Annotated in this window: 12 protein-coding genes; 5 read left to right on the plus strand and 7 right to left on the minus strand. The window is 61.0% G+C overall.

Going from position 1 to position 13,674, the window contains the following annotated elements:
• Positions 1–12: 12 nt before the first annotated feature.
• The 3 genes from fecA to CAG02_RS20915 form a co-directional block, all read right to left on the minus strand.
• Positions 13–2,346, minus strand: coding sequence for a TonB-dependent Fe(3+) dicitrate receptor FecA (gene fecA, locus CAG02_RS20905; RefSeq protein ID WP_085711729.1), 2,334 nt, complete (start codon positions 2,344–2,346; stop codon positions 13–15).
• 92 nt (positions 2,347–2,438) lie between these two features.
• The gene (locus CAG02_RS20910) at positions 2,439–3,368 is read right to left on the minus strand and encodes a DUF4880 domain-containing protein (RefSeq protein ID WP_085711728.1); all 930 of its coding nucleotides are present in this window, start codon (positions 3,366–3,368) and stop codon (positions 2,439–2,441) included.
• Positions 3,365–3,853 (minus strand): sigma-70 family RNA polymerase sigma factor, encoded by a 489-nt coding sequence (locus CAG02_RS20915; RefSeq protein ID WP_085711875.1) that lies wholly within the window; start codon positions 3,851–3,853, stop codon positions 3,365–3,367. Before CAG02_RS20915 ends, CAG02_RS20910 begins: the two co-directional genes overlap by 4 nt.
• Positions 3,854–4,029: 176 nt before the next feature.
• On the opposite strand from CAG02_RS20915, the gene CAG02_RS20920 reads away from it, so the two are divergent.
• From CAG02_RS20920 to CAG02_RS20935, 4 genes are all read left to right on the plus strand, one after another.
• The gene (locus CAG02_RS20920; protein WP_085711727.1) at positions 4,030–4,335 is read left to right on the plus strand and encodes a DUF3649 domain-containing protein; all 306 of its coding nucleotides are present in this window, start codon (positions 4,030–4,032) and stop codon (positions 4,333–4,335) included.
• Positions 4,336–4,401: 66 nt separating this feature from the next.
• Positions 4,402–4,968, plus strand: coding sequence for an RNA polymerase sigma factor (locus tag CAG02_RS20925; RefSeq protein WP_085711726.1), 567 nt, complete (start codon positions 4,402–4,404; stop codon positions 4,966–4,968).
• Positions 4,965–5,954: a FecR family protein gene (locus CAG02_RS20930; RefSeq protein WP_085711725.1), complete on the plus strand. Its 990-nt coding sequence runs from the start codon at positions 4,965–4,967 to the stop codon at positions 5,952–5,954. Before CAG02_RS20925 ends, CAG02_RS20930 begins: the two co-directional genes overlap by 4 nt.
• Positions 5,955–6,058: 104 nt before the next feature.
• Positions 6,059–8,488: a TonB-dependent receptor gene (locus tag CAG02_RS20935; protein WP_085711724.1), complete on the plus strand. Its 2,430-nt coding sequence runs from the start codon at positions 6,059–6,061 to the stop codon at positions 8,486–8,488.
• Here CAG02_RS20935 and CAG02_RS20940 read toward each other — a convergent pair whose 3' ends face one another.
• Positions 8,489–9,364, minus strand: a complete 876-nt coding sequence (locus CAG02_RS20940) for an AraC family transcriptional regulator (RefSeq protein WP_085711874.1) — start codon at positions 9,362–9,364, stop codon at positions 8,489–8,491.
• 143 nt (positions 9,365–9,507) lie between these two features.
• Between CAG02_RS20940 and CAG02_RS20945 the strand changes: the two genes are divergently transcribed.
• Positions 9,508–10,410 (plus strand): DMT family transporter, encoded by a 903-nt coding sequence (locus tag CAG02_RS20945; RefSeq protein WP_085711723.1) that lies wholly within the window; start codon positions 9,508–9,510, stop codon positions 10,408–10,410.
• An 11-nt stretch (positions 10,411–10,421) separates the two neighbouring features.
• On the opposite strand, the gene CAG02_RS20950 is transcribed toward CAG02_RS20945, so the two are convergent.
• The 3 genes from CAG02_RS20950 to CAG02_RS20960 all read right to left on the minus strand — a co-directional run bounded on the left by CAG02_RS20950 (position 10,422) and on the right by CAG02_RS20960 (position 13,666).
• On the minus strand, positions 10,422–10,925 hold the full coding sequence (locus tag CAG02_RS20950) for a DUF2165 domain-containing protein (RefSeq protein WP_085711721.1): 504 nt from the start codon (positions 10,923–10,925) through the stop codon (positions 10,422–10,424).
• Between the two features lie 196 nt (positions 10,926–11,121).
• Positions 11,122–12,096, minus strand: a complete 975-nt coding sequence (locus tag CAG02_RS20955) for a D-glycerate dehydrogenase (RefSeq protein ID WP_085711720.1) — start codon at positions 12,094–12,096, stop codon at positions 11,122–11,124.
• Between the two features lie 601 nt (positions 12,097–12,697).
• Positions 12,698–13,666 (minus strand): LysR family transcriptional regulator, encoded by a 969-nt coding sequence (locus tag CAG02_RS20960; RefSeq protein ID WP_085711718.1) that lies wholly within the window; start codon positions 13,664–13,666, stop codon positions 12,698–12,700.
• Positions 13,667–13,674: the final 8 nt, after the last annotated feature.

The following is a 13,674-nucleotide window of genomic DNA, read 5'->3' on the forward strand; positions in this document are numbered from 1 at the left end:
TGCATGTTGTTATCAGAAGGCAACGGATGTCTGCACATACACCGTGCGCGGTTCACCGACATACTTGCCCTTGTTGTTGTCATCGAACGAGCGGGTGAAATACTGGGTGTTGAAGATGTTTTTCACCCCCACCGCCACGTTCAGGTCTGACAGCTGCGGGCCGAAGTCATACCCGGCGCGGCTGCTGAACAGCATGTAGCCCGGGATCTTGCCGGTGCTGCCATCGGCGCTTTCTTTCGAAGTGTTGGCATTGTCGGCGAACTGGTCGCTCTGGAAGCTGCTGTCCAGGTTCAGCTTCCACGGCCCTTCGGTGTAACCGAGGCCGATCGTGCCTTTGTGTTTCGACGAGAACGGCACACGATTGCCCTTGTTCGGCCCGTCTTCGCGGATGGTCGCGTCGACATAGGCGTAAGTGGCATAGACATCGAAGCCGGCCAGCGCCGGGCTCAAGTCGTCGAGGGCGTAGTTGACGCTGGTCTCGATGCCCTGATGGCGGGTCTCGCCACGGGCGATCACCGAGTCGTTGGTTTGGTTGCTTTCGTACTGGTTGTCGAAGTTGATCAGGAACGCGCCGATTTCCGCGCGCAATGCACCGTTGTCGTAACGGGTGCCGAGTTCCCAGGTGCGGGCCTTTTCCGGTTTCACTTCGCCGCTGCTCACACGGTTGGGCATCTGGCTGTATTGCACGCTGCCGAACGAACCTTCGGTGTTGGCGTACAGATTCCAGGTGTCGGTCAGGTGGTACAGCACGTTCAACGCCGGCAGTGCGGTGTTGTAGTCGCCCTTGTATTTGACGTTGGTCAGGTTGTTGGTTTGCTGCGACTCGATCATCTCGTAGCGCACGCCCGGGGTGATCGTCCACTTGCCGATGTTGATGCGGTCATCGACGAAGAACGCATTGGCCTCGGTGCCGCCACGGGTGTCGCGGTCGTTGCGGCTGTTGGTGGTCGGGTATTCGTTGCTGGCAATCGGCGTGCGATAGCGCAACTCGTGGCCGGCTTCATTGATGTAGCGATAGCCGACGCCGACTTCATGGCTGGTCGGGCCGAGGTCGAAGCCTTGAGCGAATCGGGTTTCCAGACCGCGAACCCAGTATTCGCGCGGCGACAGCGACAGGAACGTGCCCTGATCCAGATAACCGCTGCGCAGGGTCTTGGTGAAGAAGGTGTTGGCGGTGAATTCGCGGCGATCTTCCTGATAGCGGTAGCCGAAATTGAACATGGTGCGCCGGCCCCAGAACTGGTCTTTCGGTCGAGTCGACTGATACGGGTCGGCATCGTAGTCGGCGACATTCAGACCGCCGGGCATGTCAGCCTTGCCTTCGTAATACTGGGCCATGGCGTTGAAGCTGTTGGCTTCGTCGAGCTGATATTTGCCCTTGAGGATCAGGTCGTCGATTTCCGTGTCGCTGTGTTCACGCCAGTCGCCACCTCGGGTGCCGGAGTACAGCAGCGCACCGCCCAGTCCGTTCTCGTTGGTGCCGCCGGCCAGCAGGTTGGCGCTGGTCTTGAAGCCGTCATGGCTGGACGATGGGCTGGTTTCGGTCTGGAAACCGCCCTTGACGGTCGGCTCGTCCGGAATCGCCCGGGTCACGAAGTTGACCACGCCGCCGACGTTCTGCGGGCCGTAACGCACGGCGCCGCCGCCTCGCACCACATCCACTGCGTCCATGTTGCCCATGCTGATCGGAGCGAACGACAACTGCGGCTGACCGTAAGGCGCGAACGGCACCGGAATGCCGTCCATCAAAACGGTCGAACGTGCAGCCAGGCGCGGGTTGAGGCCGCGAATGCCGAAGTTCAGCGCCATGTCGTGGCTGCCGGTGCCGTTGTTTTCCGGGGCGTTGACCCCGGGAATGCGATTGAGCACATCGCGGGCCTGAGTCGCGCCCTGGCGTTCGAATTCTTCACGGCGGATCACGTCACGGGCGCCGGGATGTTCGAAGACGTTGACCTGCGCGGCTTCACCCAGCCAGTCGCCAACCACTTTCGAGGTGTCCAGCTCCAGCGCCGTATCGCTCGACGGTTGCAGGCTGAAAGCGTTGCCACCTTCGGCGCGAGCTTGCAGGCCGGTGCCTTCGAGCAGCGCGTTCAGACCTTGCTCCGCTGTGTAGTTGCCTTCCAGGCCACGGCTTTGCACACCGCTGGTGACTTGCGAGCCGAACGAGATCAGCACACCGGCTTCACGGCCGAACTGATTGAGGGCGTTTTCAAGCGACGACGGGGCGATGTGGTAAGCCTTGGTTTCGGCGGCCTGCGCAAGGGGCAGGGCGCTGAAGCTCAGACTGGCGCCGAGGACAATATTGCGCAGGGTTCGGGCCAATGGCGTGAGGCGGGTGGAATGCATGGAGGACGGTCCTGAGAAGGTTGAATCAAGGGGGGCTTTCCTTCTCTGTCACGCCAGATCTGAAAAACGGCTCATTTATTTTTTGCGATGGATCAAACCTTGGCTTCGACCGTCACCCAGTAGCGGGTAAAGCGCTTCACTTTTACCGGCAGGCTGATTTCCAGCAGATCGAGAATCCGCTCGCTGTCGTCCAGTGGATAAGTCCCGGAGATCAGCAGGTCAGCCACTTTCGCATCGCAATGGAGCTGCCCGCGACGATAACGGCCGAGTTCGTCGAGGAAGTCACCCAGGCGCATGTGCGCAGCCACCAGCATGCCATCGGCCCAGGCGCCGCTGTTGGCGTCCAGCGGTTTGGCTTCACCGATGGAGGTGGCGCTGAAACTCAATTGCCGGGCGACCGGCAGCAACATCGGTGCGCGACCTTCTGCGTTCAATTCGACCCGACCTTCAAACAGTGCAACCTGCGTGCGGTCAGCAAACTGCCGCACATTGATCCGCGCCCCTTGGGTTTTCAGCAGGCCTTGGGCGGTTTGCACTTCGAAGGATTGAGTGGCGGTCAGCAGCATTTCGCCTTCGAGCAGGCGGATCAGACCGTCGCCCCGGAAATCCGCCGCACTCGCGGTGTTGAGCTGCAATTGGCCGCCGGCACCCAGCGAAATCTTGCGCCGTTGACCGACCGGGCTGCGGTAATCGGCCAGCAGCGATGGCAACGGATTGTGCTCGCGCATCCCCCAGGTGACCGCAGAACCTGCGCCGAGAATCAGCAACAGCTTCAGTGCCTGACGCCGGTTGCCGGACTTCGGCGCGTTCAACGCGGCGTGGGCCAGTGGCGACGGCAAACCCCGCAACCGCGAATTGACTCGCTGCATGTGTTCCCAGGCGCGGCGGTGTTCGCTGTGGGCGTCGATCCATTGCTGCCAGGCTTGTTGCTGGCGTGGATTCAACGGACCCTGCTGCATTTCCAGCAGCCAGTGCACGGCCTGCTCGGCGACCTGTGATGAAAAATCCATCGGCGGGTTCACAGGGCGAAGTAGCAGCGCATCGCTGCCCTATTCAGATGACGTTTGACCGTGGCCACGGAGATGCCCAGTTCAGTGGCGATCTGTGGATAGGTCAGGCCATCCACCTGCGCGAGTAGAAAGGCACGTTTGACCGCGCGCGGCAGGCCGTCGAGCAACTGGTCCAGCTCCATCAGTGTTTGCAGGATGATCGCTTTCTCTTCCTCCGAAGGCGCGACCACTTCCGGCATCTGCGCGAGGGTGTCGAGGTAGGCGCGCTCAATATCCTGGCGGCGGTAATGATTGAACAACACGCGCTTGGCCAGGGTGGTGAGGAATGCGCGCGGCTCGATGATCACCGGCGGCTCGCGGGCGGTCAGCACCCGGATGAAAGTGTCCTGGGCCAGATCGGCGGCGCTGTCCGGGCAGCCGAGTTTGCGCCGCAGCCAGCCGGTGAGCCAGCTGTGATGGGCCTGGTACAGCGATTCGACGGGATGGGCGGACGACAACGGCATCACTCCGGGCGCATGCTCGATGCGTTAGAGAACAAGAATGGTTCGCATTGTATGGCTGCGAATGCATGCCGGCAATCAGACTCTTTTGCGTATGAGAATATTTATCATTAATATCGCTCGTCTGTCGTCTCGGCTCGTTGGCCGGGCGTTAACCGTTTCAGGGCCGAAACATGAAAGCCAAACTCGCCGCACTCCCCATGTCCTATCGTCTGGCCGTCACGTCGCGGGTGCTCGCGGCGGTGTTTGGCGGCTATCTGGTCGCGGCGCTGGCCAGTGTCACGCTGACCCTGTGGTTGCCGCTGAACCGCGCCGAAGCGGTTGTCACCGGCATGACCGTCTCGTTCCTGGTCTATCTGGTGGCCGTGCTCTGGTGCTTCGCCTGTCGCAGCGCATGGTCGGCGTGGGTCGGTTTGCTGGTGCCGAGTGTGATTCTGGCGACGATCTCCGGCGCTGCCCGGGGGCTGGGTTACGCATGAACGAGTGTTTAACGCAAGCAATGACCGGCCCGCTGCCGCGCCCTGTCGCAGGGTTCTTGAACTGACATGCTGATCAGCCATCCGCCTGAGTCCCGCGACGACGAACCCCACGGCGCCCGTGCGCATTTTCTGCAGGTGTTTCTGTCCCAGCGCTCGCAAATGGAAGCCCTGGTGAACCGCCGCGTCGGCTGTCGGGCAACTGCGGCGGATCTGGTGCAGGATCTGTTCCTGCGTTTCTGGCGCCGGCCGTTGGTGCAGGTCGAAGAACTCAGCACCTATCTGTTGCGTTGCGCTGGCAATATCGCCATCGATCATTTGCGCAGTGAAGGCACGCGGGTACGGATCAACGAAGGCTGGCAGCCGGATGAACCGGACAGCAGCGCCAGCGAACCGCAAGCCGCGCTCGAGGCGGGCAATGATCTGCGCCACGTCGAGCGGGCGTTGCGCGCCTTGCCCGAGCGCACGCGGCAGATCTTTTTGCTCAATCGCATCCATGGGCGCAAGTACGCCGAGATCGCCAAAGCCATGGGCCTGTCCCAAAGCGCCGTGGAAAAACATATGATGCGCGCCCTCGAGGCCTGCAAGGCCAGCCTGCGCGAGCCCGCGCCACGCCTGCCAGGGAAAGCACCGTGAATCACACCAACCGCGTCACTCCGACGCCTGCTCAGGAACAGGCGGCTTTTGCCTGGCTGAGCCTGTTGCACGATCGCCCGAGCACCGGCGATCAACTGACCTTCAGCCAATGGCTGCATGCCGATCCCGCCCACGCCGAGGCTTACGCCCAGGCGCAAGTCATCTGGGAATTGAGCGAAGGACCGGCCCGCACCCTGGCGGATGAAGAAGCGTTCGCCTTGCAGGGTTACCTGAACGCGATGGATCGGCCGCGCCGTCCACAGGTCCGGCGCTGGGCCGGAGCGCTGGCGATGGCGGCCTGTCTGTTGTTGATGATCAGCCTCGGCACCGGTTGGCAGCCGCAGCGCTGGATCGACGATCTGGGCGCCGATTACGTGTCGGCGCCCGGTGAAATCCGCACCGTGACCTTGGCCGACAAATCCCAGGTCACGCTGGATGCCGACAGCGCCATCGCCGTGGATTTCAGTCACGGCGAGCGGCATGTTCAACTGCGTCGGGGCGCCGGATTTTTCAGCGTGACCCATACCGGCGAGCCGTTCGTGGTCGAGGCCGAGAAGGGCCAGGCGCGGGTGCTCGGTACGCAGTTCGAAGTGCGCCTGCAGCCACACGGCGCACAAGTCACTGTGCTGTCCGGGCGCGTCGGCGTGACGGCATCCCGTGATGATCAACAGCAGATTCTCACCGCCGGCCAACAAGTGGCGTATGGCGAAGGCGCAGCGCAAAAACTGCACGCCGTGGACAGCGAGGCGCAACTGGCCTGGCGTCAGGGCTGGCTGACTTACTACAAGTCGACACTGGCCGATGTGGTGCAGGATCTGCGGCGTTATTACCCCGGGCGCATCGTGTTGCTCAATGACGAACTGGGCGCGCGCAAGGTCAGCGGGAGTTTCCCGAGCAAGGATCCGCAAGCGGTGTTGAATTCGCTGCAGGGGGTTCTGGGATTCGAGCAGCATCAGATGTTGGGCAAGCTGATTATCCTGCGCTGAAAATATTTTCAGATTTGTGGTGAGGTAAATCCCGACGCCATCCGTGTAGTGACTGAAACTGCGAGTCATTCGCATCCGTTGCGGTTCTACACAGGTCATGAGCAATGAAGTCCAGGGCAAAATCGGGTTCGGTCAAACAGTGGTTCGGCGCCTCGGCGCTGAGTTTTGCGGCGTTGGCATTGCTGCCGATGAGCGTGGCGCAGGCCGCTGAAAGCAACAGCAGCCAGCCACAGAAGCAGTTCAGTTTTTCCCTGGCTGCCAAACCGCTGCCGCAGGCCTTGAGCGATTTCAGTCGCGTGACCGGCCAGAGCGTGGTCTACACCGTCGAAGCGCCGTACGGCCTCAACGCACCGGCGGTCAACGGGCAGATGAGCGCCGAACAGGCACTACAACGAATGCTCACCGGTTCCGGCCTGACCTTCCGCCGCACCGACAGCCATACCCTGGCACTCGAACCGCAACCGACCGCTGGTGCGCTGAACCTCGGCGCGACGAACATCACCTCGGTCATCGACCAACCGATGAGTTACCAGCCGCCGGAAACCAGTTCGGTGATGCGCTCCTCGGCCTCGCTCCAGGAAATCCCGCAGACCGTCAACGTGATCCCGGCCCAGGTCATTCGCGACCAGGCACCGCGCAATCTCGATGATGCCCTGGCCAACGTCAGCGGTATCACCCAGGGCAACACGCTCGGCAGCACCCAGGATTCGGTGATGACCCGCGGCTTCGGCGACAACCGCAACGGCTCGATCATGCGCGACGGTATGCCGGTGGTGCAGGGGCGTGGCATGAACGCCACCGTGGATCGCGTCGAAGTGCTCAAGGGCCCGGCCTCGCTGCTGTACGGGATTCAGGACCCGGGCGGCGTAGTCAACATGGTCAGCAAGAAGCCTGAACTGACCCAGTACAACGCCCTGACCCTGCGCGGCTCGACCTACGGCGACGGCAAGAACGGCAGCGGTGGCTCCTTCGACAGCACCGGTGCGCTGGGGGATTCCGGTCTGGCCTATCGCATGGTGCTGGATCATGAAGACGAAGATTACTGGCGCAATTTCGGTACCCACCGTGAAAGCCTGATCGCGCCGTCGCTGGCCTGGTACGGCGAGCGCACCAAGCTGTTGTTCGCTTACGAGCATCGGGAATTCCTGACGCCGTTCGACCGTGGCACCCTGATCGACCCACGCACCAACCATCCGCTGGACATCTCGCGCAACGAACGTCTGGACGAGAAATTCAACGACATGGAAGGGCGCTCGGACCTCTACCACTTCGAGGCCGACCACGAACTCAACGACGACTGGAAAGCCCATTTCGGCTACAGCTGGAACCGCGAAACCTACGACGCCAGCCAGGTCCGCGTAACCGCCATCGACACCAAAAAAGGCACCCTGACCCGCAGCATGGACGGCACCCAGGGCGCGATCAGCACCGACCGTTTCACCACCGCCAGCCTCGAAGGCAAGGTCAACGTGCTGGGCATGCAACATGACCTGGTGTTCGGCGTCGACGACGAGTACCGCAAGATCTACCGCGCCGACCTGATCCGCCAGAAAAGTCTGAGTACCTTCAGTTACGTCAATCCGGTGTACGGTCGTGAAGTTGCCGGCTCCACCGTCAGCCCGGCGGACAGCGCGCAGACCGACCTGCTGCGCAGCGACTCGGTGTTCCTGCAGGACTCGATCCACCTCAACGATCAGTGGATTCTGGTGGCCGGCGGGCGCTTCCAGGAATACGACCAGTACGCCGGCAAAGGCGTACCGTTCAAGGCCAACACCGACAGCAATGGTCAGAAGTGGGTGCCGCGCGCAGGTCTCGTATATCGCTACACCGACGCGTTGTCGTTCTACGGCAGCTACACCGAGTCGTTCAAGCCGAACTCGACCATCGCCCCGCTGAGCGGCAGCAGTACCGTGCTCGACGGCAGCATCGCGCCGGAAGAAGCCAAGTCCTGGGAGCTGGGGGCGCGCCTCGATATTCCGGGACGCATCACCGGCAACATCGCCTTGTTCGATATCAAGAAACGCAACGTGCTGGTGGCGAACGCCGAAGGCCCGACCACGATTTACAGCGCTGCCGGTGAAGTGCGTTCCCGTGGTCTGGAAGTGGACCTGACCGGCCAGCTCAGTGACCGCTGGAGCATGATCGGCAGCTACGCCTACACCGACGCCGAGGTCACGGAAGATCCGGATTACAAAGGCAACAAGCTACAAAACGTGGCTAAGAACACCGGCTCGCTGTCGGCGGTCTACGACTTCGGCAGCGTGATCGGTGGCGATCAACTGCGGGTTGGTGCCGGCGCGCGGTATGTCGGTGAGCGAGCGGGTAACGCAGTGAATGATTTCGAGCTGCCGAGCTACACCGTGGCCGATGCGTTTGCCACTTACGACACCAAGGTTGAAGGGCAGAAGGTCAAGTTCCAGCTCAACGTGAAGAACCTGTTCGACCGCACCTACTACACCTCGGCGGCCAGCCGCTTCTTCGTGTCGATGGGCGATTCGCGGCAGATTTCGTTGTCGAGCACGCTGGAGTTCTGATTAGCGCAAGAACGCCTGGCGATATTCGCCGGGCGTTCCACCCAGCACCTGGCGAAAGCGGTTGGTGAAGTGGCTGGCACTGGCAAACCCGCACGCCAGGGCAATTTCCCCCAACGGCAACGCCGTCCCGCGCAACAACTCCCGTGCCCGGCTCAGGCGCCGCGCCAGCACATACTGATGCGGCGGCAGACCGAAGCTCACCCGGAACATCCGCGCAAAGTGGTATTCCGACAACGCACACAATCCCGCCAGTTGCCCGAGGCTGATCGGTTCGGCCAGTTGGCTGTCGATGAACTCCACCAGTTGCCGGCGCTGGTGCGGCGCCAGTCCACCCTTGAGACGCAAACCCTCACGTACGCCGACCTGGCTGAGCAAGGTATGGCTGATCAATTCGTGGGCCAGGCTGCTGGTCAGCAAGCGCTCGCCGGGCTCGTCCCAATTGAGGGTGAGCAACTGGCGAAACCGCTGGGCCTGTTGCGGATCTTCGAGGAAGGTCTGTTCGCGCAACTGCATTTCCCGTGGCTCGCGATCCAGCAGCGTGACGCAACCCAGGGCAAATTGTTCGGCGCTGAAATACAGGTGGGCCAGGCGGATATCGCCGTTGATCACCCAGCCCGACTCGTGATCGGCCGGCAGGATACAGAGCTTGTCCGGCCCGCCTTTCTGCCCGGGTTGATCGCGACGGAACGTACCGGTGCCGCCGGCGATGTAGCAGGACAGGGTGTGATGGCTCGGTGCGTCATAATCCTGCGCATCGTGGTGGTTGGTCCACAAAGCGGCAGACAAGCCGTCGCCCAACTCGGCGCTGTGCACAAGACGTGCGTTCGGCGAGCTGTTCAACGCTTGAAAGACTTGCAGGGTATCGATGGCGGCCATGGTCGGTCGGTTCTCTTCAACGCCTTGCATCCTACTCCGTAGATTTTCCGCTGCCAGCCTGCAGCCCGATAAAAGCGCAAGTTTATGCAAGCGCATCTCTAGGGCGGGGGCGGACACTGAAACCCAATCAAGGAGTGTCTGCCATGAACCTGTCGTTGTATTTGTTGACCGTACTGATCTGGGGCACCACCTGGATCGCCCTCAAGTGGCAACTGGGCGTGGTCGCGATTCCGGTGTCGATCGTCTATCGCTTCGGCCTCGCCGCGTTGGTGCTGTTCGCGCTGTTGCTGCTCAGCCGCCGTCTGCAACCGATGAACCGGCGCGGGCATCTGATTTGTGTGGCGCAGGGTTTGTGCCTGTTCTGCGTCAACTTCATGTGTTTCCTGACCGCCAGCCAATGGATCCCCAGCGGTCTGGTGGCGGTGGTGTTTTCCACCGCGACCCTGTGGAACGCACTGAATGCGCGGGTGTTCTTCGGCCAGCGCATCGCGCGCAATGTGTTGATGGGTGGGGCGCTGGGGCTGGGCGGCCTGGGCCTGTTGTTCTGGCCGGAACTGGCCGGGCATCACGCCAGCCCGCAAACCCTGCTCGGGCTTGGCCTGGCGCTCTGCGGCACCCTGTGTTTCTCGGCGGGCAACATGTTGTCGAGCCTGCAACAGAAGGCCGGCCTCAAGCCGCTGACCACCAATGCCTGGGGCATGGCCTACGGCGCGGCGATGCTGTCGGTGTGGTGCCTGGTCAAAGGCATTCCGTTCGAGATGGAATGGACGTCGCGCTACATCGGCGCGCTGCTGTACCTGGTCATCCCCGGTTCGGTGATCGGGTTCACCGCGTACCTGACCCTGGTCGGTCGCATGGGGCCGGAGCGCGCAGCTTATTGCACGGTGTTGTTCCCGGTGGTGGCGTTGAACGTTTCGGCGTTTGCCGAAGGTTATCAATGGACGGCGCCGGCGCTGACGGGGTTGGTACTGGTGATGCTGGGCAATGTGCTGGTGTTTAGAAAACCCAAACCAAAAATAGTAATGACTGCCAATCCAGCACATTGAATGCCGAATATCTAACTGTCGACTTTCATGACAAGGAATATAAGTGCCGGCACCAGAAAGTCGACAATACTTTGCGCCCAGGCCATGGCGTTCCAGTCTTCTGACTGATCCATGTCGAACCACTCGTTGCCAATGACTTGCAGGAGGAAGTAGTAAATAAATAGCGCCACCAGGAAACCCAGTACGGCATATTTCTTTGCTTCGTGAAATTGCTCTGCTGATGAGTTGAGGTTTTTTGCCAGTTGATAACCACCCAAGAGACAGGCGGAAGTGAAAATGGTCTCCAGTGTCATGATCATCCAGTAGACTCGGTGGTGCATCATTTCCGATTTGATTGCTCGATATATCAAGTGACTGCCTGTCGTGTCCATGCTCAGGATATGGGCGATATAAGTGTAGTTCGCATTATAATCACTGGCATTGCTGTAAATAATCAGCATGCCCAGAACGCCTACCATGAAAACGATTGCAACTTTGCTTCTTCTAATGATTTGGGAAGTTGTAAGGCTTAACATTTGTTGATTCTCCGTGAGTACAGTTTGTCCATGGGTAGATGGCTCACGGGATTCTATAGAGAGTGTGTTGTAGTGGGGTGGGGAGTCGTTTTCAAGTTGTGTAGTTTTAATTTGTTGCGAGCAATATTGGACAGTTTTAAAAAAATTGCTTGAGGTGAAAAGGGACTGGAAAAATGCTTGCCAGTCCCATCAATAATCAGCCGTTCCACACTTGCGGATTTACCAGATCCCGAGGCCGCTCGCCGAGCAAGGCGCTGCGCAAATTGGCCAGCGCCCGGTTGGCCATGGCTTCCCGGGTTTCGTGTGTGGCCGAGCCGATGTGCGGCAGGGTCACAGCGTTTTTCAGCTGGAACAGCGGCGATTCTGCCAGCGGTTCTTTCTCGTAGACGTCGAGGCCGGCGCCGCGAATGCGGTTGTTCTGCAACGCCTCGATCAAGGCCGGTTCGTCGACTACCGGGCCGCGGGAGATGTTCACCAGAATCGCGTCTGGCTTCATCAGCGCCAGTTCGCGATGGCTGATCAGATGACGAGTCTTGTCGCTGAGCGGCACCACCAGACAGACGAAGTCGGCTTCGGCCAGCAACTGATCGAGGCTGCGAAATTGTGCGCCGAGTTCTTGCTCCAGTTCGGTCTTGCGGCTGTTGCCGCTGTAGATAATCGGCATGTTGAAACCGAAACGTCCGCGACGGGCTACGGCGGCGCCGATGTTGCCCATGCCGACGATGCCCAGGGTCTTGCCGTGCACGTCGCAGCCAAACAGCGTTGCGCCGACGCTGGCTTGCCACTGGCCGGCCTTGGTCCAGGCGTCCAGTTCGGCGACGCGGCGGGCGCTGCTCATGATCAGGGCGAAGGCCAGGTCGGCGGTGCTTTCGGTCAGCACGTCCGGAGTGTTGGTGAGCATGATCCCGCGTTCATTGAAGTAGGCGAGGTCGTAGTTGTCGTAGCCGACGGAGACGCTGGAGACCACTTCGAGTTTCGCGGCGTTTTCCAGTTGGGCCTTGCCGAGTTTGCGACCGACGCCGATCAGGCCGTGGGCGTGGGGCAGGGCTTCGTTGAACTGGGCGTTGATGTCGCCGTTTTTCGGGTTGGGGACGATGACGTCGAAGTCCTGTTGCAGGCGTTCGATCATGGGGGGGGTGATGCGGCTGAAGGCCAGGACTGTTTTTTTCATTGGCTTGGGCTCGGCTGTTCTGGGTTGCCAAGCAAGCTAACATTCTTCGCCAGATTTGGCTTGTCCTTGGCGGCCTCTGGGCCGATCAGGTTCTTGGGGTTTTGGGTGAATATCCGTTGCTTCGGGTGCTGCCGCTGGCGGTTTCGCTCTTACAGCGACTCCCTTTGGCAAACGCCCCAAAGGAAGCAAAGGTCTGGGCCCCTGCGTTCGGCCCCTCGCTGTGGCTCGGTGTTCCTTCGTTCCGGGATTCATCCGGGGGCATCGCCTACGGTTTGCTTCGCTGCACCTCCTCTCGATGCATGCGGCTGCGCCGCACGGTCGCTGCGCTCCCACCCCCGGATGAATCCCTCCACTCAGCCTGCCGAAGGGGCCGGCACGTCAAAAGCGATACTCGAGCTAACGCTCATTGTGTTGAGTGGTGGAAAGCCAAAGCCAAAGCCAAAGCAGGTGCGGGATGTGTGCTTTTTAAGACCTGAGTTCACCTCGGTATGCCATGTCGGTGTACCTCTCCCAAACAACTCGGTCAGTCCCCTCTCCCTCCGGGAGAGGGTTAGGGTGAGGGGGCGCCCTTCGCATCACCCCATTTTTCAGGACAGCCAACTCAATTAGCCACCCGAACCCCCGCCAGACTCCCACTCATCTCATAAGCCGCCAATTCCGCCTGATGCCCCGCCAGAATCTCCGGCAGCGACCCACGCAAATACTCGACCCAGGTCTTGATCTTCGCATCCAGATACTGCCGCGACGGGTAGATCGCATACAGGTTCAGTTCCTGTGAGCGGTAGTTCGGCATCACCCGCACCAGCGAGCCGTTACGCAAGCCTTCGATCGCGGCATACACCGGCAATACACCGACACCCATCCCGCTGGTGATCGCGGTTTTCATTGCGTCGGCGGAGTTCACCAGGAACGGTGAGCTGTTGATGGTGACCATTTCCTGGCCTTCCGGTCCGTCGAAGGCCCATTTTTCCAGGGGGATCACCGGGCTTACCAGGCGCAGGCAGGCGTGGTTCAGCAGGTCGCTGGGTTTCTGTGCGCAGCCGTTGGCTTTCACGTAGGCCGGGGAGGCGCAGACGATGCTGTAGGTGATGCCCAGGCGTTGCGAGACGAAGCCGGAGTCCGGCAGTTCGCGGGCCAGGACGATGGACACGTCGTAGCCTTCGTCGAGCAGGTCCGGCACGCGGTTGGCCATGGTCAGGTCGAAGGTCACGTCCGGGTGGGTCTTGCGGTAGCGGGCGATGGCGTCGATCACGAAGTGCTGGCCGATGCCGGTCATGGTGTGCACTTTCAACTGTCCGGCCGGGCGCGCGTGGGCTTCGCTGGCTTCGGCTTCGGCTTCTTCGACGTAGGCGAGGATCTGCTCGCAGCGCAGCAAGTAGCGCTTGCCGGCCTCGGTGAGCGCAATGCGTCGGGTCGTGCGATTCAGCAGGCGGGTTTGCAGGTGGGCTTCCAGGTTGGAGACCGCGCGCGAGACGTTGGCAGTGGTGGTGTCGAGTTGCACGGCGGCGGCGGTGAAGCTGCCGGCTTCGGCCACACAACTGAAGGCGCGCATGTTTTGCAAAGTGTCCATGGGGTGCT

This window comes from Pseudomonas sp. R43(2017), assembly GCF_002112345.1.
Taxonomy (GTDB): domain Bacteria; phylum Pseudomonadota; class Gammaproteobacteria; order Pseudomonadales; family Pseudomonadaceae; genus Aquipseudomonas; species Aquipseudomonas kribbensis.